Here is a 21476-nt window from a genome sequence, read left to right as displayed (position 1 = left end):
TTTCAGCTTTCTTGACCATCAGGATTGATAAAGACATTGACCGGGAAATCCCCCAGGGCAGCGCTGATCATGAGCTCCTTGTTTGGTGTGACTGCGCCTGTTCGGAAAAGTCCCTTCCAATTTTGGGTTGGGGCGGCGAACGGTAATCGGACCCGGGTATCGCCCCAAATCTGCGCGTTGATCAGGGGGTACACACCGTTTTCAAGCAGACGGTGCGGCCAGCGTGGCACCACCACCAGCAGCTGTTTGCCCTGGTATTCGCGGTAGAAGGCGACCACCCGTTCAGCGTGTTCGCCGACCACTTCCAGCGGCTCGTAGCTGCCCTGGCGAAACAGTTGCGCATGCGCCTTGCGCAACGTCAGGACCTGGCTGATCACCGCCTGTTTTATACGCCCGTCATGCCAGTTGAACAGCAACTCGCCGATGTCCGGCGGTGTGTGCAGCCCCTGTTGCCGTGCGTGAAAGTCCACGGGCCGGCGGTTATCCGGGTCTACCAGGGTGAAGTCCCAGAACTCATCGCCCTGATACAGATCCGGCACCCCCGGCACCGTGAGGCGAAGCAAGGATTGCGCCAGCCCGTTGAGCGCACCCGCCGGGGCGATGGCCTGGGCGGCTTCGCCGATGGCGTCGCGCAGGGCCTTGCCGGAGTCCTCCAGCAGCAGCCGTGACAGGAACGCTTCGACACCTTGTTCATACAGCTCGTTGGGTGCGCTCCAACTGCTGTTCAACTTGGCTTCACGCAAGGCTTTCTGCTGCCACTGCCAGAGACGCCGGTGATAGTCCGCCAGGCCCTCGGCATCGTCGCGGTGCAGGTCCAGGGGCCAACTGCCCAGCAGCACCTGATAGAGGATCAGTTCGTCACCCGCCGAAGGCGTCTGCCCATCGCTGCGCAGGCGGGCGGCGAGGGGGCGCCATTGCTCCACCTGTTCGGCGTACCATTCGGCGCATTCGCTGAGCACGGCCAGGCGCGCGCGGGTGTCTTCGCCGCGCTTGTGGTCGTGGGTGGCGGTGGCCAGCAGGTTGTCGGGGAACGTGCGCAGGCGTTGCTGATTCACGGCATGAAAGTCGTCCAGCGGTGCGCTGAACTGCTCGGTGCTGAAGCCCACGTCATTGCGCGACAGCAACACGCCCGAGCGATAGAACGCGGTGTCTTCCACGGCCTTGGCCGCAGCCGGCGAGGTCAGTTGCTGGAAGCGTACGCAGGCGTGCTTGAGCATCTTGCGTTCACGGCCCAATGGGCGGTCGCGCCAGGGTTGGCCACCGAGCCATTTTTCCAGGTAGTCGAGCACTGGCCAGTCGGCTTCGCTCAAGGTGCTGCGGGCACCGGCCAGGGCTTGCAGGAAGAACACGTCATCCAGTTCGCTGCGGCCCCGGGCGCTGATGTAGGTGCGGTACACCGGGAAGTGCACGATCAGTTCCTGCAACGCGCGGCGAATCGCACCCAAAGTCAGGTCGCGGCTCATCACATCGTCCCGGGCCACTTGCAGCAAGGCCTGGGCCACGCTTTCAAAGTCGCCGGCGAGGGAGCCGTTGAGGATCTGCTGACGGGCGAGCCAGGCTTCTTCGATAAACGAAGCGGGGCGTTCGGTGTGGCGAGTCCATAACTCAGCCAGAGGCTCGAAGCCTTTGGGGTCGTGTTGCAGCAACGACAACTGGTTCATGAATTCGTAGCCGGTGGTGCCATCCACGCGCCAGTCTTCGCGCAGGGTTTCGCCTTCGCCGAGGATCTTCTCGACGAAGATCGGCAGGTGCCGCCCACCCGCCAGGGAATCCACCCGGCGCCGCAGTTTGCGGCAGTAACCACGTGGGTCGGCGAGGCCGTCGATATGGTCGATGCGCAGGCCGTCGATCAGGCCTTCGCTGATCAGTTGGAAGATCTTGCCGTGGGTGGCTTCGAACACCGCGCTGCGTTCAACCCGCAGGCCGCCCAGCTCGTTGACGTCGAAGAAGCGCCGCCAGTTGATGTCGTCTGCCGCCGTGCGCCAACTGGCCAGGCGATAGCTTTGTTGTTCCAGCAGGGTATGCAGGCGGGCAAAACCGTCGGGCTGGCGCGCGTCGTAGAGCCCGAGGTTGTCTTCGATAGCCTTCAGGGTCTCGGGATTGCGGGCCGCCTCAGCCAGCTCCCGTTTCAGCGCGACCGCCTGAGGGTAGGCGTCCGGCTGGTAGGCCAGGCTGCTGAAACGGTCGGCCAGGGCCTTGATGGGCACCAGGTCGCCGTATTCCCGCGGGCAGATCGGAAAACGGTGTTCGTAATGCTCCACAAAAAAGCTGCCGTGCTGTGGGTCGAAGCGCAGGGGCAGGGCGCCGGATTGCAGGGCTTCGCCGTAGTCGCTGCCTAGAAACGGCATCAGCAGTTGGCCTTTGAGCAGCGGGTCCGGCGAGTGCCATTGAATGTCGAAGAATTCGCTGTAGGGACTCAGTCGGCCCCATTCCAGCAGGTCCAGCCACCACGGATTATCGGCACCGCCGACGGCCATGTGGTTGGAGACGATATCGAGGATCAGCCCCATCTCATGCTCGCGCAGTGCGGCTACCAGACGGCGCAGCGCCGGTTCGCCGCCGAGCTCGGGATTGACGGTGGTCGGGTCGACCACGTCATAGCCGTGCATCGAGCCGGCGCGGGCGCTCAGCAGCGGCGAGGCGTAAAGGTGGCTGATGCCCAGTTCGGCGAAGTACGGCACCAGCGGCACGGCGTCGTCGAGGGTAAAGCCCTTGTGAAATTGCAGGCGTTGGGTAGCCCGCAGGGTCAATGGCTTCATCGGTCACGCTCGTGGGCCTGGAGGCGCGCCACGGCCAGCAGCTCAAGGCGGCGGGCGGCGTTTTCATCGTCGAGCAGGGTGGCTGCATCGCCCGCGAGGCGGCGCCGCCAATTCGGGTGGGTGTCGGTGGTGCCGGGCAGGTTGGCTTGCTCCTCCACGCCCAGGGCATCTTCCAGGGGCAGCAGCACCAACGGCGCACGGGTGTGGCCCAGGTAGCGCACGCTGGCGTCGATAACGTGGTCGGTTTCGTTGCGCACTTCATCGGTGAAGTTCTGCGGGTCCTGGCTCAGGGCCTGGCGCAGCGCCTGGCGTTCCCGCAGGCGGTGCTCGCTCCATTGTTCGACGGTGGGGGCGTCGATCAGCCCCAGCTGGATGTTCCAGTCGATATCGCGGCTGTGCCACCAGCCGTTGAGGGTGGGCAAGTCGTGGGTGCTGGTGGTGGCCAGTGCGTTGTCCGGCCAATCCAGAATCGGCTTGAACTGCCCGCCATGGTCTTGCTCGAACAGCAGCACGCGCATGCCGAGGATCGAGCGGGCGATGAGTTTTTCCCGCAGGCCGTCGGGTACGGTGCCGAGGTCTTCACCGAGGACGATTGCCTGGTGGCGGCTCGACTCCAGCGCCAGGAGCCGCAGCAGGTCATCCACCGGGTAATACAGATAAGCCCCGTCCCGCGGCGAGGCATCCATCGGGATCACCCATAGGCGTTGTAAGCCCATCACATGGTCGATACGCAGGCCGCCGGCATGGGCAAAGTTGGCCCGCAGCATTTCGATAAACGCACGAAAGCCGTTGCGCTTGAGGCCTTCCGGGGAAAACGCGGAGATGCCCCAGCCCTGGCCGGCACGGTTGAGAATGTCGGGTGGCGCACCCACGGTGAGGTCTGCCAACAGTTCATCCTGGCGACTCCAGGCCTGGCTGCCGCCGCCGTCCGCGCCCACCGCGAGATCGGCGATCAGGCCGACGCCCATGCCACTGCCGCGCGCCGCTTGTTGCGCACGCTCCAGGCAGCGGGCGATCAGCCATTGGTTGAACGCATAGAAGCCGATTTCATCCCGATGGGTTTCGGCGAATTGCGCCAGTGCCGGGCTTTGCGGGCTGTGCCAGTCCTCGGGCCAGTGACGCCAGTCGAGGCTCTCGCCATTGGCTGCACGCTCGGCTTGCACGGCTTCAAAGCGGCAGTGGTTTTCCAGGGCTTCGCCGCCGGCCTGGCGGAAGCTCAGGAAGTCGGCGTGCTGCGGGTGGTCGCCCTGGCGAAAGTCTTCATACAGGGTGCGCAACAGGCGCTGCTTGGCTTTGGCGGCGGCCGGCCAGTCGATCAGGCTTTGCTGCTCAAGGTCTTGCAGTTCGTCGGCCAGGCCGCTGGTTTCGATGGCGGTTTGCACCGCACGTTCGCCGAGGATGCAGCCGGGGGAGGCGTACAAACTGTTGAGGAACAGCCGGCTGGACGGGGAATATGGGCTGAAGCGGTCGGTGTCGGCGCTGAACATTGCGTGCATCGGGCTGATGGCCAGGGCATCGGCGCCACGTTCGGCGGCGGAACGGGCCAACTGCTCCAGTGCCTGGGTGTCACCAAAACCACCGTCGCCGCTGCGGCGCAGGGAATACAGTTGGGCGCTCAGGCCCCAGGCCCGGGCGGTTTGGGTGTCGACCGCTTCAGCGACGGTGTAGCAGTGGGTCGGTGCCACGGCCAGGGTGAAATGCTGGTCGGCGATATGCACCTGCTGGTAGCCGACCGGAATCGACCCGGGCAGCACCGCGTCATCGTCCAGCTTCAGGTCGAGCACGCTGGCGTCTTCGAGGTGAATCTGGCACGGCGTGCCGGGGGCGAAGTAGCGCGCCAGGTCCAGGCCGGCACCGCTGTCGACGGTCATCAGCGGTGGCAGGTGCTTGTCTTGCTGCACGCGTTCCAGGTCCAGCAGGCTGGCTTCGATGGCGGCATCGCTGTCGGCCGGGTGACCCAGGCCTTTGAGCACGGCGCGCAGGGCGTCGGGTTTGACATGTTGCGGGCGGCCATTCGCGTCGATCCAATCGACGGCCAGGCCCGCTCGGCTGGCGAGTATTTCCAATTGCGCGTCGCTCAAGGGTGCTCTCCAACAGGGGAATGGGTGAGGCTGACGCGGGCACTGAAGGGGGCCAGTTGTTGGGCCCCGCTGGCCTGCGTCACAAATAGGAGGTGCTCGGCCGCTGGGTAGTTCAGAGAATCGGCGCTCAGGTTGAGGTCGATCTGCAGCAGGCTGCCATTGCCCAGGCGCCAGCGCGCCGTGACCGCGCCCACCGCCAGTACGTGCGCACCCAGGGCCACGCTGCCCGGCAGGTGCGGCACGATATGTTGGTGGCGCAGGCTGAGCAGTTGGCGATAGAGCTGTGAGTCGCCGCAGTCGGCGAGGGCGGGTGCCGAGCGGCGGAAGGTTTGCAGGGAATTGGGATCGGGAATTCGTTCGCGGCGTTCCGGGTCGCTGAACGCAGCAAAGTCGGCAAACTCGTTGCGCCGGCCTTCGCGTACCGCCTCGGCCAGTTCGCCGTGGTGGTCGGTGAAGAACAGGAACGGCTCTTCGGCGTTGACTTCGTCGCCCATGAACATCAACGGGATCATCGGCGACATCAGCAGCAAGGTCGTCGCAGCGCTCAAGGCCTGGGGCGAGCACAGTTGATGCAGGCGTTCGCCCAGGGCCCGGTTGCCGATCTGGTCGTGGTTCTGCAGGAACAGCACAAAGGCACTGGGCGGCAGGTGGCCACTGGGCTCACCGCGTGAGTGGCCGTGGCGGGTGGTGTGGCCCTGGTAGATGAACCCTTCGCTCAGACAGCGGGCCAGCTTGCCGGTGGGGTCTTCGGCGAAGTCGGTGTAGTAGGCGTCGGTTTCGCCGGTGAGCAGCACGTGCAGGGCGTTGTGGCCGTCGTCGTTCCACTGCGCATCGAAACCGCGCTCCAGCAGGCTGGCCTGGTTGAATTCGTTTTCCAGCACCAGCCACACATGGCGCCCCGCGTCGACTTGCTGGCGCACGCGTTCGGCCAGTTCCTCCAGGAATTCGGGGTCGTTGATGGCATGTACCGCGTCCAGGCGCAGGCCGTCAAAGCGGTACTCCAGCAGCCACATCAGGGCGTTGTCGATGAAGAAATCCCGAACTTCCCGGCGATCAAAGTCAATGCCGGCGCCCCAGGGCGTGTGCACGTCTTCGCGGAAGAAACCTTTGGCGTAGCTGCCGAGGTAATTGCCGTCGGGGCCGAAGTGGTTGTAGACCACATCCAGAATCACCGCGAGGCCGTGGTGGTGGGCGCTGTCGATCAGCTGTTTCAACTGTTCGGGCGAACCGTAGGAAGATTGTGGTGCGTAGGGCAGGACACCGTCGTAGCCCCAGTTGCGTTCGCCGGGGAACTGGGCGATGGGCATCAGCTCAATGGCGGTGACACCCAGCTCCGCAAGGCGCGGCAGTTGTTTCTCGACCTCGGCGTAGCCCCCCAGCACGCCCACGTGCAGTTCGTAGATCACGGCTTCGTGCCAGGGCCGGCCTTGCCAGTGGCTGTGGCGCCACTGATAGGCCAGAGGGTCGACGACCACGCTGAAGCCGTGAACGTCCGTGGCCTGTGCCCGGGAAGCCGGGTCGGGAACGTCCTGTTCACCGTCGATGCTGTAGCGGTAGCGTGTCCCGGCGGGACATTGCAGCTGCACCACAAACCAGCCATCGGCCTGGGGCAGCATCGCTACCGATTTACCTTCTTCAAATTCAACGCTGACATAAAACGCGTCGGGTGCCCACAAGGCGAAACGGGTGTGTTCCGCATCCAGCATGATCGCGCCGTGGGGCCATGTTTCCAGAGTCCTTGACGGCATCTATGAAGACCTCTTTTTTAATTTTTCCCCGATCTTCCCAGTGATTTCGCCACCAGTTGTTCGTAAAGTTCGGCGTAGGGTTCCACCGCCTTGCACCAGTTGAACGGTGCGGCCATGGCCCGGCAACGCATGGCGTTGAGCAGGCCGGGAAAGGCGAAGACCTTGAACGCACGGCTCAACGCCGCTTCGTAGCTCTCGACGGTGGATTCGTTGAACAGGAAACCGGTAACGCCATCCTCGATGGTATCGGCCAGGCCGCCGGTGTTGCGGGCAACAGGTAGCGAACCGAAGCGCTGGGCGTACATCTGGCTCAGGCCGCAGGGTTCATAACGGGACGGCATCAGCAGGAAGTCGCTGCCGGCGAACATGCGCCGGGCATCGGTCTCGTTGAAGCCGATGCGCACGCCAATCTGGCCCGGAAAGCGCAGGGCCAGGGCGCGCATGGCTTGTTCTTCTTCAGGCTCGCCGCGACCGATGATTGCGATCTGGCCACCATTTTCGACGATAAAGCTGGCGACCGCTTCGGTGAGGTCCAGGCCTTTTTGGTAGACCAGGCGCGACACCACGGCAAACAGTGGGCCGGTGGACTCTTCCAGGCCGAACAGGTTGCGTACATGGGCGGCGTTCAGCGCCTTGCCTTCCCAGTCACCGATGTTGAAGGGGTGGGTCAGGTGCGGGTCAGTGGAGGCTTCCCAGCTCTCGTCGATGCCGTTCGGAATACCGCTGAGCAGGCCTTGCTGGGTCTTGCTGGCGAGGAAACCGTCCAGACCGCAGCCGAATTCGGGGGTGGTGATTTCCTGGGCGTAGGTCGCGCTGACCGTGGTGATATGGCTGGAATACGCCATGCCGGCCTTCAGGAATGACAGCTTGCCGTAGAACTCCATGCCTTCTTGTTGCAAGGCGTGTTCGGGAATTCCCAGTTCCGGGCACGAGGCCAGGCTGACCACACCCTGGTAGGCGAGGTTATGAATGGTGAACAGGGTCGGGGTACGTGACCCGCGCCAGTGCATATAGGCCGGCGCCAGGCCAGCAGGCCAGTCATGGGCGTGCACCAGGTCCGGGCACCAGTGGATCTGCGCCAGGTTGGCGGCAATATCGGCAGCGGCCAGGCCCAGGCGGGCGAAGCGAATATGGTTGTCGGGCCAGTCGCGGCCGTTGTTGGCGCCGTAGGGCGTGCCTTCGCGCTCATACAACTCGGGGCAGATCAGCACGTAGATGACCAGGCCATCCTTGAGGTCCATGCGCCCGATCTTGCACGGTGGCAACGCAGCGTGGCCGCCCAGCTCACCGATGATATGAATGGGGTTGTCGCTGTCAAGCACCTGCGGGTAACCAGGGATCAGCACGCGCACATCGTGCAGGTGCGCCATGGCACGGGGCAGGGCGGCGGACACGTCACCCAGGCCGCCGGTTTTCACCAGGTCAGCCAGCTCGGATGTCACGAACAATACTTTCTTGCGATTGGGATTCTGACTTGGGACCGGCCGCAGCGTGTTGGGCAGGTCGGCCAAAGAGGTCGGCCCGCCAACCGGCTGACTAAAACGCTCTCCCTGAGTATCTAAAGCGGCACTGATCATAGTTCTCTCCCATGTATTGGTCGGCTGATGGCATATGGCAATCAGCGAAGGTTGACCGCATCCTGCGGCCAGGCGCACAAGCGCTACACAGACTGGCAAGGCTTATGCCAGTTGTGTTGGAGTCTTAAATAGAGTGGATGGACGGGCGTTTGGTGTGAACCGTCAGCGCTCGCCTTACCTTAAACCTGACCTGCGGCAGAGTTCGAAAGTTTCGATTTTTTGCGGGGTTTTTGTTTTGGAACGGACCCATCGGTCATGAGTCTAGGACAAGATCCCGGAGCCTGCGGGGTCTGTGGGGAATTTTGTAGGACAAATTTTTTTTCATGTACAAAAGCGCCCACTTCTGGCCACCAGGAAGCGGGCGCTCTTAATTGGTGCGTGGAGTGATCAGGACAGCGGGCGAACGGGCACCCCTTTGGCCCACGCTTGAATGTCTTCAATCATCTGTTCGTAGAACTGGCGGTAATTCTGCTCGCTGACATAACCGACGTGTGGCGTGGCCAAGACATTCGGCAACTGGCGGAACGGGTGCCCGTCCGGCAACGGCTCCTGGGCGTACACATCCAGGGCAGCGCCTGCGAGCCGGCCATGGGTCAAGGCGTCAATCAGGGCCGCCTCATCGACAATCGGCCCGCGGGACGTGTTCACCAGGCGCGCAGCAGGTTTCATCCAGCCCAGCGCCTCGGCGTCCACCAGCCCGCGGCTGCGGTCACTGAGTACCAGGTGAATCGACAGTACATCCGCCTGTTCAAACAGCTCGCGCTTGCTGACCCAGGTTACGCCGGCTTCGGCGGCGCGTTCCGGCGTGAGGTTTTCGCTCCAGGCAATCACCCGCATGCCAAATGCCTGGCCGTATTTGGCGATCTTCTGGCCGATGCTGCCCAGCCCGAGGATCCCCAGGGTCTTGCCGTACAGATCGCCACCCAGGCCCACTTGCCAACCGCCTGCCCGCAGGGAATTGGCTTCGGCCAGCAGGTTGCGGGTGGAGGCCATGATCAGCGCCCAGGTCAGTTCCGGGGCGGCGTGCTTGTAACTGTCGGTGCCGCACACCTGGATGCCCAGGGCCTTGGCGGCGGGAATGTCGAGGGCGGCATTGCGCATGCCGCCGGTCACCAGCAGCTTGAGCCGGGGCAAACCTTGCAGCAGTGCCTGATCGAAGGGGGTGCGTTCGCGCATCACGCAAATCACCTCGAAGCCCTGCAAACGCTCGATCAAGGTGGCGGTGTCCGCCGGGTAGTCGTGGAGGAAGTGCACCTGGCCCACCGACGCCAGGACTGACCAGTCCACCACGCCACTGGCCACATTCTGCCAATCATCAATCACTGCGATCTGTACCGACATTCACGCGTGCCTCGAAAAAGGTTGGATTAGAGGGCATTCAGCCCTTGCAACAGCGCCTTGTGAAACTGTGCCGGCTCTTCCATTTGCGGCGCATGGCCCAGGCCCGGGAATTCCACCAGGGTGGCGTGGGGGATCAGCTTGGCCACTTGCTTGCCCAACACGGCGTAGTTGCCGATCTTCGCCTTGACCGCCGGTGGCGCGATGTCTTTGCCAATGGCGGTGTTGTCGGCGGTGCCGATCAGCAGCAGGGTGGGCATCTGCAGGTCCTTGAACTCGTAGTACACCGGCTGGGTGAAGATCATGTCGTAAATCAGCGCCGAGTTCCATGCCACCTGGGTGTGGCCGGGGCCCTTGTTCATGCCGGCGAGCATCTGCACCCAGCGCTCGTATTCGGGCTTCCAGTGGCCGGCGTAGTAGGTGTCGCGCTCATAATTGCGGATGCCGTCGGCGGTCAGTTTCAGCTCGCGCTCGTACCATTGGTCAACGCTGCGATAGGGCACGCCAATGGCTTTCCAGTCTTCCAGGCCGATAGGGTTCACCAGTGCAAGCTGTTCGGTTTGTTCCGGATAGAGCAAGGCGTAGCGCGTGGCAAGCATGCCACCGGTGGAATGGCCGAGAAGCGTGGCCTTTTGAATGCCGAGTTTTTCCAGGAGTTGGTGGGTGTTGATCGCCAATTGCTGGAAGCTGTACTGGTAATTGTCCGGCTTGCTGGAGGTGCAGAAACCGACCTGGTCGGGGGCGATCACCCGGTAGCCGGCGTCGCTCAGGGCCTTGATCGAGGCATCCCAGGTGGCGCCGCAGAAGTTCTTGCCATGCATCAGCACGATGCTGCGGCCATTGGTTTTGCCCTTGGCCGGCACGTCCATGTAGCCCATTTGCAGGGATTTTCCCTGGGACTGGAAGGTGAAGTGCTCCACCGGATAAGGGTATTGGAAGCCTTGCAGTTCGGGGCCGTAGGTCGGGCCCTCGGTGGCGGCGAAGGCGGGAAGGGCGCTGCCGAGCAGCAGGCCGGCGACGCAGAATGAGCGGATGTTGGGCATGGGGACAGGCTCCGGAAACAGTGCCCGGATGCTGTGGCGGAGGGATTAACGGGAGATTAAATCCAGTGCAGGGTCAGCAGGGCCAATACCCCGTAGCGCGCACCTTTGGCCAGGGTCACCAGCAGCAGGAAACGCCAGAACGGTTCGCGCATCACCCCGGCCACCAGCGTCAGCGGATCACCGATGATAGGCACCCAACTGAGCAACAATGACCAGTGGCCCCAGCGTTGATAGTGGGTGCGGGCCTTTTCCAGGTGTTTCGGGCTCACCGGAAACCAGCGTCGTTCCTTGAAGCGTTCAATCGAACGCCCCAGCAACCAATTGACCAGCGAGCCCAATACGTTGCCCAGTGTTGCAACCCCAAGCAGCAGCCACAGGCTGTAATGCCCGCTGAGCAACAGCCCCACCAGCACCGCCTCCGACTGCATCGGCAACAGCGTGGCGGCGCCGAAGGCGGCGAAAAACAGCCCCAGGTAACCGGCGAGCATCAATCAGCGGGCCGGGTAGTCAGCCACGACGACGTCTTTGCCTTCACGGGTCAGGCCGATCACCTGGTAGGCATCGCTGCTGCCGTCCATCTCCATGCCCGGCGAGCCCAACGGCATGCCCGGCGCCGCAATGCCCAGCAAATCGTCGCGCTTGCGCAGGGCCAGCACCTGATCGGCAGGCACATGGCCTTCGACGAACTTGCCGTCGATCACCCCGGTGTGGCACGACGCCAGGCGCGGCGCCACGCCCAGGCGTTGCTTGACCTCACTCATGTTGGCTTCCACATGGTCGTTGACCTTGAACCCGTTGCTTTCCAGGTGGGCAATCCACTTTTTGCAGCAACCGCAGTTGGCATCGCGGTGCACATCAATCGGGATCAGCTCGGCGGCCTGGGCCAGGGGGCTCATGAGCAGGGCCGACAGCGCGGCCAGTCGCAGGGTGGTTTTCATCGTCATCTCATCAGGTAAAGGGCAACAGCCGGGCATTCTCCCTGCTTTTCAGCAAAGGGTTTTCCGGGAGTGTTACGAAGTTTTACGAAAAACCGACAGCACCAGAATAACGGCCTGGTGCTGTCTGAAATCTGAGGGGGAGATGACGGTTTTGTCAGGTAATCGAGGATTCCAGGCGCTGCTTGAGTTGATCAAGGGCCTGGTTGGACAGCGCGACCATACGTTCATGCAGGGTGATCAGTTGCAGTTCGGTTTCATAGGTCAGGATGCGCTTGAACAGCGTGCCGCTGCCCCGTGTCTGCAGCAGATAGTGGATACAGCCGTCGACGGCCAGGGACGTGAATGCGGTCTTGAACTCCCGCGGTCGCTGCGCAATCTGCACGCGATAGCTCATCTGCACCCGCACACCCAGCAGGTCGATGGTTTCGGTAAAACGGTGGCCGCTGGGTAATGAACCGGTGATGCCGGTGTCGGCACCCAGGGATGTCGGATGCCATTCATGCCAGCGATCCGGTTGGGTGACGTAGTCGTAAACCGCTTCGATAGGGACTTGGATAAAGCGTTCCTGACTGATCTGCTCAGTGCGGATCGGGTGCTCAACTGCGTGCATGACACACCTCCTGTGTGGCGAGACTAAGCACTTTGAGCTGTCAGAATAGTCCGGCTCCCGCACATTGCACGGGAGTCGGCAGGCTATTTTTCAACGAACCTTGAAGCGTCCCATCAACGCAATTACCCGGCCATTTGCATCCAGCAGGCTCTGGGTGTTGTGTTCCGTGGCGTGGCCGCTTTGCACCAGTTCTTCGACCATGTGGCGGATGTGCACCATGCTGCGGTTGATTTCCTCGGTCACCGCGCTTTGCTGTTCGGCAGCCGTGGCGATCTGGGTGCTGAGGTTATTGATATGGCTGACAGAGCCGGCCATCTCGTCCAGACCTGTGTTGACCCGTGCGGTAGCGTCCGCGGCGGACTGGCAGCTGGCCTGGGTGGCTTCCATGGCGGTCACCGAAGAGCTCACGCCGGTTGTCAGGCGCGCGAGCATTTCGTTGATTTGCGAGGTGCTGGCCTGGGTACGGGCGGCGAGGGCACGGACTTCGTCGGCGACCACCGCAAACCCCCGGCCCTGTTCGCCGGCGCGGGCGGCTTCGATGGCCGCATTGAGTGCCAGCAGGTTGGTCTGGCCAGCGATGGCGCCGATCACACCGAGGGTTTCGGTAATGCGGGCGGCGTCCTGGCGCATGTTTTCCACGGTGTGAGTGGCGCTGGAAACCTCACCGATCAACGCGCTGACGCTGCGCGAAGCTTCCCCGACCACCACCCGCGAACGGTCGGCGTGCTCGTTGGCGCGCTGGGTGAACGCGGCGGTTTCGGCGGCGTTCTCGGCCACGGTGTCGGCGGTAGAGCTCATTTCGGTGATGGCGGTCACCGTCTGATCGGTCTCCGAGGCATGGCGCACCAGGATCTGGTTGGTCTGGGCCGACGTCTGCTGCAACTGTGCCAGGCTCGACGACATGGCGCCGGTGGCCTGGGTCACTTCACCGATCATGTTCTGCAGGTAGACGATAAAGCGGTTCACCGAATGCCCGATCGCCCCCAGTTCGTCCTCGGCGCGAATGGTAATGCGTCGTGTCAGGTCGGCATCGCCGTTGGACAGCGCGTCGATATTGGTCTTCAGCGCGGTCATCCGTTTAATCAATTGGCGGATGGCATACACCTGCAACAGCACCAGCAGCAGAATCATCGGGATTTGCAGCATCGCCAGGGTGCCCAGCACGTCATCCCGCTGGGCGGTGATCAGCGAAGTCGGGAGTGCCGTGGCCAGGAACCACGGCGTGCCTTCGATCGGGCGCATGAAGAAGGTGCTGGCCACGCCCTGGTTGTCGAACTCACTGCGCTGCAGGGTCTGATCGCGATGGGCAAGGCCCGCGCTGACCTGGGCGGCAAAGGCTGAGGTGCCGACCAGTTCGCTGATGTTTTTCAACACCACCGGGCTGCTGAGGCGCGTGCTGTTGCTGATGATCTTGCCGTCGCCTTCGACGATCAGCATTTGCCCGCCGAGGTCTTTTTCCTTGCTGGCCACCAGGTCGTTGAAGAAGCCCAGGGTCACGTCGATGGTGGCGACGCCGTACGCCGCGCCGTCACGTTGGATCGCCATCGCGCAGTTGGTGCGAGGCTCCTGGCTGGCGTCATCCTTGTAGGCTGCCGCCCAGGCGCACTGGCCGCGGGGTGAGGCGAGCCCGCCCTTGTACCAGCTCTGGTCGTAATAATTGGGGGCCGCGTCGCTGTTCCAGAAGGTATTCACGGCCAGCTTGCCCGAGGCATCGCGGTGCCAGAAGGTGCTGTGCTTGTTACGCCCCGGCGTGCGCTGGTTGGGCAGGGGCCAGATGCCGCCGCCGAACACTTTCAGTTCGCCGTACTGGTCCACCAGGCCTGGCAGCACCTTGTCGATGGCGTCGCTGTCCAGCAGTGGGATGGTTTGGGTGATGCTGCGTTGCTGGGCCTGAACCTTGTTCAGCTCGCCCTGGATCTGCTCGGCCACTTCGGCAATGCGATTGAGGGCCACCTGTTCTTCGGTGTGGCGCAGCTTGGGGGCCACCAACTGTCCGATGCCCACCACCGTCAATACGAATAACAACAGGACGAACAGCACCAGAAACAGGGTGTAACGGGCTTGGATAGAGCGCAATGAGGGCATGGGGTCGTCCTTACGAAGCGTTTATTGTGCGACGCGGCTTTGTTAGAGCTTCGAAGGGCTATCGGCTTGGGAGGGAGGAGCTTTAGGTACTATGGTGCAAGAAAGTAGTACGAATAAATAAAACCTGTAGGAGGCTTCTATTTTGGGTTGCCGGGGTGTTTGATGCGGGCTTGAATCTGCGACGGATCCCCCGGTAAAACATGGACGAAATCATCTATCAGGTGGTGAATTGGCTGAGCATTGAGCACCACACGCGCAGAGGCACCACCAACAACTACCTGGCGCTTTTATACCTGGCCGTCACAATTGGCGGCGTGGTCGTCGCCAGGGAGCTTGCCGCCAAGCGCAAGGCCCTCAAGGCACGCGCCACTGAGGCGTTAACCACTGCGCCATTGACCGCCACCTCATTTACCGAGGAGAACGGCCTACCGGTCAAGTGCACGGGCACCCTGCGACAGGACGCCGACGGCTATACCGTCAGCATCACGCGCAACAGTGTGGAGTCCCACAGCGAGCAGTTGGCGTCGCTGGACGAGGTTGATACCTGGCTGAGAGCCCACACGCCCTTCATCCTGTCGGACTTTCGCAAGCACCCTTGAGGGGGGTTATTTGTCGAGCATCTGCATGACGGCTTCCGGGTAACGCAATCCGGCGGTTGCATTGGCCGGGAAGATCGCTTCCAGCGCCGCCAGCTCGGCCGGGCTCAGCTTGACCTCCAGTGCGGCGACGTTCTCTTCGAGGTACTTGCGTTGCTTGGTGCCGGGGATCGGGATCAGGTAATCCCCTTGCGCCAATACCCAGGCCAACGCCAGCTGCCCGGCGGTCACGCCCTTATCGGCGGCCAGTGCCTGCACCTGTTCCACCAGCAACAGGTTCTTCGCAAAGTTCTCGCCCTGAAAACGCGGGCTGAAGCGGCGGTAGTCATCCGCTGCAAAATCGTCCGGGCTTTTCAGCGCGCCGGTGAGGAAGCCCCGGCCCAGCGGGCTGTACGGCACAAACGCAATGCCCAGGCGCTGGCAGGCTGCCAGGCAGCCGTTGTCTTCCTGGTCGCGGCTCCACAACGAATATTCGCTTTGCAGGGCGCTGATGGGATGAACCTTGTGCGCGCGCTCCAGGGTGGCGGCCGACGCCTCGCTCAAGCCCAGGTAACGCACCTTGCCTTGCTTGACCAGCTCGGCCATGGCGCCCACGGTTTCTTCAATCGCCACGTCGGGGTCGATGCGGTGCTGGTAGTACAGGTCGAGGGTTTCCACGCCCAGGCGTTTCAAGGTGCCATCGATGGCATCCCGAATGTATTCCGGGCGGCCATTCACGCCGCGTATCGTGGGGTTCGACGGGTCGCGCACGATGCCGAACTTGCTGGCAAGGAACACCTGGTCGCGCTTGCCGGCGATGGCCTTGCCGATCAGCGCTTCGTTGGTGTGGGGACCGTACATGTCGGCGGTGTCCAGCAGGTTGATCCCCAGTTCCAGGGCGCGATGCAGGGTGGATAGGGCTTCGGCGGTGTCGGTGCCCGTGGTGTAGAAATCGGTCATGCCCATGCAGCCGAGGCCGATGGCGGAAACCTGGGGACCGTTTTTGCCGAGTTGACGAGTGTGCATGGGTCCAGCTCCTGTGTGGGGAAGGGCTCCATTGTTGCCCTCGACAAAAGCGGGATAAACCGGCTAAAACCACTATCACTATTATGAAATTCTAAACAATCCTCGAAGGAAACCCGCCAGTGGACCGTTTTAACGCCATGCGTGTGTTTGTGCGGATCGTCGAACTGGGCGGTTTTGCCAAGGCCGCCGACAGCCTGCAGCTGCCGCGCGCCTCGGTGACGATCCTGATCAAGCAACTGGAAGCCCACCTTGGGGTGCAACTGTTGCAGCGCACCACGCGCCAGGTCAGCCCGACCCTGGACGGTGCCGCCTACTACCAGCGCTGTGTACGGCTGTTGGCCGACCTTGAGGAAACCGAAGCCGTATTCTCCACCAGCCGGCGTAACCCGCGCGGCACGTTGCGCATTGATATGCCGTCGGGGATCGGCCGTTTCCTGGTGATTCCGGCGCTGCCCGAGTTCACCACCCGCTACCCGCAGATCGACCTGGAAATCGGCCTCAACGACCGCCCTGTGGACCTGATTCGCGAAGGCGTGGACTGCGTGTTGCGCGGTGGCCTGGCGCTGGACGAGTCACTGGTGGCCCGGCCGCTGGCAATGATGGATCAGGTGACCTGCGCCAGTCCCGGCTACGTGCAGCAGTTCGGCCTGCCGTCGACACTGGATGATTTGGCCGGCCATCTGGTGGTCGAGTACTTCTCCAGCACCAGCGGCAAGCGCTATGGCCTGGAGTTCCAGATGGGCAATGACATACGGTTGGTGGACCTGCCCAAGCAAGTCGCGGTGAACAGCGCCGACGGTTACCTGGCGGCCTGTGAAGCGGGTTATGGCTTGGTGCAGACGCCTTACTATCACGCGGTTCGCCAGTTGGAAGCAGGCACCCTGGTGGAGGTGCTGGCGGACCTGCAACCGCCGAAGTTGCCATTGACCGCGCTGTACCCGCCGCACCGCCAGTTGTCGCAACGGGTGCGGGTATTTGTCGATTGGCTGGTGGAGTTGTGTGCGCGGCCGGGCAACGGGTTGCAGCGTCAGCCTTGAGCCTTGCGATAGGCGCCGGGCTGAAAGCCGGTGACTTTATGGAAGGCGCGGGTGAAGGCGGCCACCGATTGATACCCCACGGCCAGGGATACGTCTGCCACGGTCTGGTCCTGCTTGAACAATTGGCAGGCGTGGCGCACGCGCATCATCAGCAGCACTTGCCCCGGCGACTGGCCGCACAGTTCATTGAAGCGCTTGAAGAACGCCGAGCGCGACAAGCCGGTGCAGGCCGCCATGCTTTCCAGGGTCCAGGGATCGGCCGGGCGGGCGATGAGTTGTTCCAGCAGGCGCGCGAATGCCGGTTGCCGGGCCAGCGCCGCGAGGCCGCCGAGTTCGGTGTTGTCCAGTACCTGTTGGCGCAGCACATACAGAAACAGCAGGTGGCACAGGCGCTCCAGCAAGGCGGGTGAGGGCGCGGGTGTGCGCTCGCATTCCTGCAGGATCAGTTCGAACAGGTTGCGTGCGGCCGTCAGCGAAGGGTCGCCCGCCCGCAGAATGATCCAGGCAGGCAGGGAGTCGACAATCATCGCCGACAGCCCGGATTGAAAATGAAAGAACCCGCACACCAGGCCCACACCGTCGCTTGCCTGGCTGTCCAGCGGCAGCATTGGCTTGCGCGGGCATTCCTGGGCGCCGTCGGCGGTGCCATCGCTGGACAAGCGATACGCCAGGTCCCGCAGCAGGAATACCGCGTCGCCGTTGTTCAGCGGGTAAGGGGTGGAGTCGCCATCGATGTGCATCCAGCAGTGCCCCTGCACCACCAGATGAAAGCTCGCGCTCGCCAGGCCGTGGGTGCTGGCACGCCAGTCGCCGCAGTAACGCCCGACGTGAAACAGGCTGGTGTTGAGTTCGAGGCTATCTAATAACCAATCGACGAGTGAACTGGACGAATTCATCTAATGGAAAGACTCAAGAGCAAGTAATCGCTACTTTAGACTATTGAGCGGATTTTTTATAACCAACAGACTGGGTACACGAATCCATGAGGAGACCACTCCATGTCCCGCGTACCGATGCTAACCCCGGAAACCGCCCCTGAAGCGGCCAAGCCCTTTCTGGAAAATGCCCTGAAGGGTTCCGGGTTCATCCCCAATCTGCTGGCGGTGCTGGCCAATGCCCCGGCGGCACTGGAAACCTACATCACCGTGTCCGGCCTGAATGCCAAGTCGGACCTGAGCCTGGCCGACCGTGAAGTAGTGCAATTGATTGCCGCCACGACCCACGGTTGCGATTTCTGCGTCGCCGGGCACACTGCCGTAGCGCGCAACAAGGCCAAGCTGCCGGAAGACGTGATCGACGCCTTGCGCCAGCGCGGCGAATTGCCCAACGAGCGTTATGAGACACTCGCCGAGTTCACCCGCGAAGTGATCGCCACCCGCGGTGATGTCAGCGACGCCGGTTATGCCGCGTTCCGTGAGGCCGGTTACACGGACGGTCATGCGCTGGAGGTTATCCTGGGCGTCAGCCTGGCGACCCTGTGCAACTTCGCCAACGTGTTTGCCCGTACCCCGCTGAACCCGGAGCTGGCGCAATACCGTTGGGAAAAACCGGCAAGCTGAAGGCGCGCAAGCGTTCGCGATGGTAAACATGCTGTAACAAGGAGAAACATGAATGCTTGACCCAATCTTGAGCCGTTGGCTCGATGTTCAAGCGCAGGCCCTGGATGTGGGCAGTTGCGATCCGCAGGAAGTGCTGCCACGGCTGGCAGAGGCCAATGTATTACGTATCGGTGTGCCCAAGGACCTCGGTGGCCTGGGCGGCGATGTCACGGGCGCAGTGGAAGCCATTGCCGACGTGGCCAGCCATTCCCTGGCGTCGGCGTTTGTCTGCTGGGGCCAACGCTCGTTTATCGAATACCTGCTGCAAAGCCCGAACCAGCGGCTGCGCGAGCAACTGCTGCCGGACCTGCTGAGCGGCAAGCTCGCCGGGGCGACCGGGCTGTCCAACGCGATGAAGTTTTTGTCTGGCATCGAGACGCTGCAAATCAGCGCCGAGCCGACGGATGACGGCTGGAACCTCAATGGCCGCCTGCACTGGGTGACCAACCTGCGCAAGAACGGGTTTGTGGTGGCAGCTGCCATCGAGMATGCCCAGGGCGGCGCGCCGTTTATCCTGGCGATTCCCGATTCGGTGAGCGGCTTGCAACGCTCCCGTGACCTGGAGCTGTTGGGCCTGCAATCAAGCAATACCGCCGCCCTCGGCTTTGAAGCCGTGGAACTGAGCCGCGACTGGCTGCTGCATGACGATGCGCGCAAGTTCCTGCCGGCGGTGCGCCCGGCGTTTCTCGGTTTGCAGTGTGGCATGTCCATCGGCCTGGCCCGGCGTTCGCTGGCTGAGGTGGCCAATCACTTGGGCTCCAGCCGCACCGTATTGCGCGAAGAACTGGAAGTGCTGCGTACCTCGCTGGAACAGGCAGTCAACGACCTCAAGAAAGGCCTGCTGAGTGGCCGTTTCGGTACCGAGCCGGTGCCGTTGTTCCGCCTGCGCATTGCCCTCGCCGAAATTGCCGCCAGCGCTGTTCAGCTTGAGTTGCAAGCCAGCGGCGGCAAGGCCTACCTGACCGCCCACGGCAGCGGTTTTGCCCGGCGCTGGCGCGAGTCGGCATTTGTGCCGATCGTGACCCCGAGCCTGGTGCAGTTGCGCACCGAGCTGAACCGTCAGGCCAATCTATGAGCCAGGCGGTATTGCACGCCCAGGGGATTTGCCTGGGGTACGCGGGCAATTCGGTGCTGGAAGGTTTCGACCTGCAGCTGCAGCCGGGTGAAGTGGTGTCGATCCTGGGCCCCAGCGGTGTTGGCAAGTCCAGCCTGCTGCGGGTGCTCGCCGGTTTGCAGACGCCCCAGGGCGGCAGCATCAGCCTGCTGGGCGAGCCGTTGAACGGCCCGCATCCACGGGTGGCGGTGGCGTTCCAGGACCCCAGCCTGCTGCCGTGGCTGAGCCTGGAAAAGAACGTCGCCTTCGGCCTGGACTTTGCCCGGCAACCGCACCTCAGCCCTGAAGAGCGACGCCAGCGTATCGACCACGCAATCAACGCCGTAGGCCTGGAACACGCCCGGCAGCAATTCCCGGCGGCGTTGTCCGGCGGCATGGCCCAGCGCACCGCGTTGGCGCGCTGCCTGGCCCGCCAGCCGCAGGTGTTGCTGCTGGACGAGCCCTTCGGCGCCCTGGATGAAGTGACCCGTGCCGACATGCAGCACCTGCTGCTCAAGGTCAACCGCGAGCAAGGCTCGGCGGCGGTGCTGATCACTCACGACATCGACGAAGCGCTGCTGCTGTCCGACCGGATTCTGCTACTGGGTAACCGCCCGGCGCGGACCCTCGGTGAATGGCGCATCGACCTGCCGCAACCGCGGGAAGAACAGGTAGAGGCCATCGGCATCCTGCGCATCGAGATTCTCAAAACCCTACGGCAGGCGAGCCGCACTAACCCCCAACCCACTGAACTGCTGGAGCCTTGCCATGTGTCTGGATGACCTCACTCACTCGCGCCGTGACTTTCTCAAACTCTCGGCCGTGCTCAGTGCCGCCGGTGCCTTGCCACTGCTCAGCAGTTTGCAGGCCCGGGCGGCCAGTGAGCCGGACGCACCGGTACGTATCGGCTACTTGCCGATCACCGACGCCACGCCGTTGTTGGTAGCCCACAACAATGGCCTGTTCGAAGCCGAGGGCATCAAGGCCGAGCGCCCGGTGCTGTTGCGCAGTTGGGCGCAGGTGATCGAGGCGTTTATCTCGGGCCAGGTCAACGTGATTCACCTGCTGTCGCCGATGACGGTCTGGGCGCGTTATGGCAGCAAGGTCCCGGCCAAGGTCGTGGCCTGGAACCACGTGGGCGGCTCGGGTTTGACCGTGTCCCCGGGCATTACCGATGTGAAGCAACTGGGCGGCAAGTCGGTGGCGATTCCGTTCTGGTACTCGATCCACAACGTGGTGGTGCAGCAGTTGTTCCGCGACAACGGCCTGACCCCGGTGGCGCGTGCCGCTGGCAGCGCGATTGCCGCCAATGAAGTCAACCTGATCGTGTTGCCACCTTCCGACATGCCGCCGGCCCTGGCCAGCAAGCGCATCGACGGCTACATCGTCGCCGAGCCGTTCAACGCCCTGGCTGAAAACCTCAACGTGGGCCGGGTGCAGCGCTTTACCGGCGACGTGTGGCGCAACCACGCGTGCTGCGTGGTGTTCATGCATGAGCACGACCTGACCAACCGCCCGGAATGGTCGCAGAAGGTGGTGAATGCCATCGTCAAGGCCCAGGTCTGGACCCGTGACAACCGCGAAGAGGCAGTGAAGCTACTGTCCAAGGACGGCGAAAACCGCTACACCCCGCACGCCGAACCGGTGCTGCGTAAAGTCCTCGCGCCGGCGGCCAGCGACCGTGCCGCGTACCTGGCCGACGGTGCGATCCAGCACGCCAGCTGGGACGAGCACCGCATCGACTTCCAGCCGTATCCGTTCCCGAGCTACACCGAAGAACTGGTGCGCCGCTTGAAGGACACGCTGATCGAGGGCGACAAGAAATTCCTCGCCGACCTGGATCCAGCCTTCGTCGCCAAAGACCTGGTGGACGACCGCTTCGTACGCAACGCCATCGCTGCGGTCGGCGGCATGAAAACCTTCGGCCTGCCGGAAGGCTTCGAGCGAAACGAGGAGATTGGCGTTTGA

General features: G+C 63.0%; 18 protein-coding genes. 6 read left to right on the top strand and 12 right to left on the bottom strand.

The genetic code is table 11. The annotated features are described in order from the left end of the window. Nucleotides 1–2: 2 nt before the first annotated feature. The 10 genes from P3C29_RS06840 to P3C29_RS06795 all read right to left on the bottom strand — a co-directional run bounded on the left by P3C29_RS06840 (nt 3) and on the right by P3C29_RS06795 (nt 14179). Nucleotides 3–2759: a malto-oligosyltrehalose synthase gene (locus P3C29_RS06840; protein WP_275964163.1), complete on the bottom strand. Its 2757-nt coding sequence runs from the start codon at nt 2757–2759 to the stop codon at nt 3–5. Further along, entirely contained in the window at nt 2756–4840 is a 2085-nt protein-coding gene (malQ, locus tag P3C29_RS06835; RefSeq protein WP_275964162.1) for a 4-alpha-glucanotransferase, read from the bottom strand. Before malQ ends, P3C29_RS06840 begins: the two co-directional genes overlap by 4 nt. After that, on the bottom strand, nt 4837–6588 hold the full coding sequence (gene treZ, locus P3C29_RS06830) for a malto-oligosyltrehalose trehalohydrolase (protein ID WP_275964161.1): 1752 nt from the start codon (nt 6586–6588) through the stop codon (nt 4837–4839). Before treZ ends, malQ begins: the two co-directional genes overlap by 4 nt. A gap of 17 nt (nt 6589–6605) precedes the next feature. Beyond that, nucleotides 6606–8165 carry a glycogen synthase GlgA gene (gene glgA / locus P3C29_RS06825; protein ID WP_275964160.1) on the bottom strand — a complete coding sequence of 520 codons (1560 nt, stop codon included), beginning with the start codon at nt 8163–8165 and terminating at the stop codon, nt 6606–6608. Between the two features lie 387 nt (nt 8166–8552). Next, the gene (locus tag P3C29_RS06820; protein WP_201124415.1) at nt 8553–9506 is read right to left on the bottom strand and encodes a D-2-hydroxyacid dehydrogenase family protein; all 954 of its coding nucleotides are present in this window, start codon (nt 9504–9506) and stop codon (nt 8553–8555) included. 26 nt (nt 9507–9532) lie between these two features. Continuing rightward, nucleotides 9533–10546, bottom strand: a complete 1014-nt coding sequence (locus P3C29_RS06815; protein WP_275964159.1) for an alpha/beta hydrolase — start codon at nt 10544–10546, stop codon at nt 9533–9535. A 56-nt stretch (nt 10547–10602) separates the two neighbouring features. Next, nucleotides 10603–11034 (bottom strand): YqaA family protein, encoded by a 432-nt coding sequence (locus tag P3C29_RS06810; protein WP_275964158.1) that lies wholly within the window; start codon nt 11032–11034, stop codon nt 10603–10605. Nucleotides 11035–11037: 3 nt separating this feature from the next. Then, nucleotides 11038–11484: a DUF411 domain-containing protein gene (locus tag P3C29_RS06805; RefSeq protein ID WP_010171588.1), complete on the bottom strand. Its 447-nt coding sequence runs from the start codon at nt 11482–11484 to the stop codon at nt 11038–11040. Nucleotides 11485–11638: 154 nt separating this feature from the next. Further along, nucleotides 11639–12094: an SRPBCC family protein gene (locus P3C29_RS06800; RefSeq protein ID WP_275964157.1), complete on the bottom strand. Its 456-nt coding sequence runs from the start codon at nt 12092–12094 to the stop codon at nt 11639–11641. A 90-nt stretch (nt 12095–12184) separates the two neighbouring features. After that, complete coding sequence (locus P3C29_RS06795; RefSeq protein ID WP_169388722.1) at nt 12185–14179, bottom strand: methyl-accepting chemotaxis protein; 1995 nt, start codon at nt 14177–14179, stop codon at nt 12185–12187. A 200-nt stretch (nt 14180–14379) separates the two neighbouring features. Between P3C29_RS06795 and P3C29_RS06790 the strand changes: the two genes are divergently transcribed. After that, complete coding sequence (locus P3C29_RS06790; RefSeq protein WP_275964156.1) at nt 14380–14778, top strand: hypothetical protein; 399 nt, start codon at nt 14380–14382, stop codon at nt 14776–14778. A gap of 6 nt (nt 14779–14784) precedes the next feature. Here P3C29_RS06790 and P3C29_RS06785 read toward each other — a convergent pair whose 3' ends face one another. Then, a complete protein-coding gene (locus P3C29_RS06785; protein ID WP_201124410.1) occupies nt 14785–15780 on the bottom strand; it encodes an aldo/keto reductase in 996 nt (331 codons plus the stop codon). Nucleotides 15781–15899: 119 nt separating this feature from the next. Here P3C29_RS06785 and P3C29_RS06780 point away from each other — a divergent pair, with 119 nt between their 5' ends. Then, on the top strand, nt 15900–16817 hold the full coding sequence (locus P3C29_RS06780; protein WP_201124409.1) for a LysR family transcriptional regulator: 918 nt from the start codon (nt 15900–15902) through the stop codon (nt 16815–16817). On the opposite strand, the gene P3C29_RS06775 is transcribed toward P3C29_RS06780, so the two are convergent. Further along, a complete protein-coding gene (locus tag P3C29_RS06775) occupies nt 16808–17713 on the bottom strand; it encodes an AraC family transcriptional regulator (RefSeq protein WP_275964155.1) in 906 nt (301 codons plus the stop codon). The two genes, P3C29_RS06780 and P3C29_RS06775, sit on opposite strands and share 10 nt — an antisense overlap. A 102-nt stretch (nt 17714–17815) precedes the next feature. On the opposite strand from P3C29_RS06775, the gene P3C29_RS06770 reads away from it, so the two are divergent. Genes P3C29_RS06770 through P3C29_RS06755 form a run of 4 tightly spaced genes read left to right on the top strand, consistent with a single transcriptional unit; the run spans nt 17816 to nt 21476 of the window. Further along, nucleotides 17816–18376, top strand: coding sequence for a carboxymuconolactone decarboxylase family protein (locus P3C29_RS06770; RefSeq protein ID WP_275964154.1), 561 nt, complete (start codon nt 17816–17818; stop codon nt 18374–18376). A gap of 52 nt (nt 18377–18428) precedes the next feature. After that, entirely contained in the window at nt 18429–19490 is a 1062-nt protein-coding gene (locus tag P3C29_RS06765; RefSeq protein WP_275964153.1) for an acyl-CoA dehydrogenase family protein, read from the top strand. Then, on the top strand, nt 19487–20290 hold the full coding sequence (locus P3C29_RS06760; protein WP_201124407.1) for an ABC transporter ATP-binding protein: 804 nt from the start codon (nt 19487–19489) through the stop codon (nt 20288–20290). Before P3C29_RS06765 ends, P3C29_RS06760 begins: the two co-directional genes overlap by 4 nt. Then, on the top strand, nt 20277–21476 hold the full coding sequence (locus tag P3C29_RS06755; RefSeq protein ID WP_275964152.1) for an ABC transporter substrate-binding protein: 1200 nt from the start codon (nt 20277–20279) through the stop codon (nt 21474–21476). The genes P3C29_RS06760 and P3C29_RS06755 overlap by 14 nt, the downstream gene beginning before the upstream one ends.

It is taken from the genome of Pseudomonas sp. 1912-s (genome assembly GCF_029269205.1).
Taxonomy (GTDB): Bacteria; Pseudomonadota; Gammaproteobacteria; order Pseudomonadales; family Pseudomonadaceae; genus Aquipseudomonas.
This window is presented reverse-complemented; position numbering and strand designations above follow the sequence as displayed.

What these genes read in the sequence shown, in the direction of transcription:
- glgA (WP_275964160.1), bottom strand. Translation starts at nt 8,165, where the DNA reads ATGATCAGTGCCGCTTTAGATACTCAGGGAGAGCGTTTTAGTCAGCCG.
- P3C29_RS06755 (WP_275964152.1), top strand. Translation starts at nt 20,277, where the DNA reads ATGTGTCTGGATGACCTCACTCACTCGCGCCGTGACTTTCTCAAACTC.
- P3C29_RS06840 (WP_275964163.1), bottom strand. Translation starts at nt 2,759, where the DNA reads ATGAAGCCATTGACCCTGCGGGCTACCCAACGCCTGCAATTTCACAAG.
- P3C29_RS06795 (WP_169388722.1), bottom strand. Translation starts at nt 14,179, where the DNA reads ATGCCCTCATTGCGCTCTATCCAAGCCCGTTACACCCTGTTTCTGGTG.
- P3C29_RS06760 (WP_201124407.1), top strand. Translation starts at nt 19,487, where the DNA reads ATGAGCCAGGCGGTATTGCACGCCCAGGGGATTTGCCTGGGGTACGCG.
- P3C29_RS06820 (WP_201124415.1), bottom strand. Translation starts at nt 9,506, where the DNA reads ATGTCGGTACAGATCGCAGTGATTGATGATTGGCAGAATGTGGCCAGT.
- P3C29_RS06805 (WP_010171588.1), bottom strand. Translation starts at nt 11,484, where the DNA reads ATGAAAACCACCCTGCGACTGGCCGCGCTGTCGGCCCTGCTCATGAGC.
- P3C29_RS06815 (WP_275964159.1), bottom strand. Translation starts at nt 10,546, where the DNA reads ATGCCCAACATCCGCTCATTCTGCGTCGCCGGCCTGCTGCTCGGCAGC.
- P3C29_RS06800 (WP_275964157.1), bottom strand. Translation starts at nt 12,094, where the DNA reads ATGCACGCAGTTGAGCACCCGATCCGCACTGAGCAGATCAGTCAGGAA.
- P3C29_RS06775 (WP_275964155.1), bottom strand. Translation starts at nt 17,713, where the DNA reads ATGAATTCGTCCAGTTCACTCGTCGATTGGTTATTAGATAGCCTCGAA.
- P3C29_RS06790 (WP_275964156.1), top strand. Translation starts at nt 14,380, where the DNA reads ATGGACGAAATCATCTATCAGGTGGTGAATTGGCTGAGCATTGAGCAC.
- P3C29_RS06770 (WP_275964154.1), top strand. Translation starts at nt 17,816, where the DNA reads ATGTCCCGCGTACCGATGCTAACCCCGGAAACCGCCCCTGAAGCGGCC.
- treZ (WP_275964161.1), bottom strand. Translation starts at nt 6,588, where the DNA reads ATGCCGTCAAGGACTCTGGAAACATGGCCCCACGGCGCGATCATGCTG.
- P3C29_RS06810 (WP_275964158.1), bottom strand. Translation starts at nt 11,034, where the DNA reads ATGCTCGCCGGTTACCTGGGGCTGTTTTTCGCCGCCTTCGGCGCCGCC.
- P3C29_RS06785 (WP_201124410.1), bottom strand. Translation starts at nt 15,780, where the DNA reads ATGCACACTCGTCAACTCGGCAAAAACGGTCCCCAGGTTTCCGCCATC.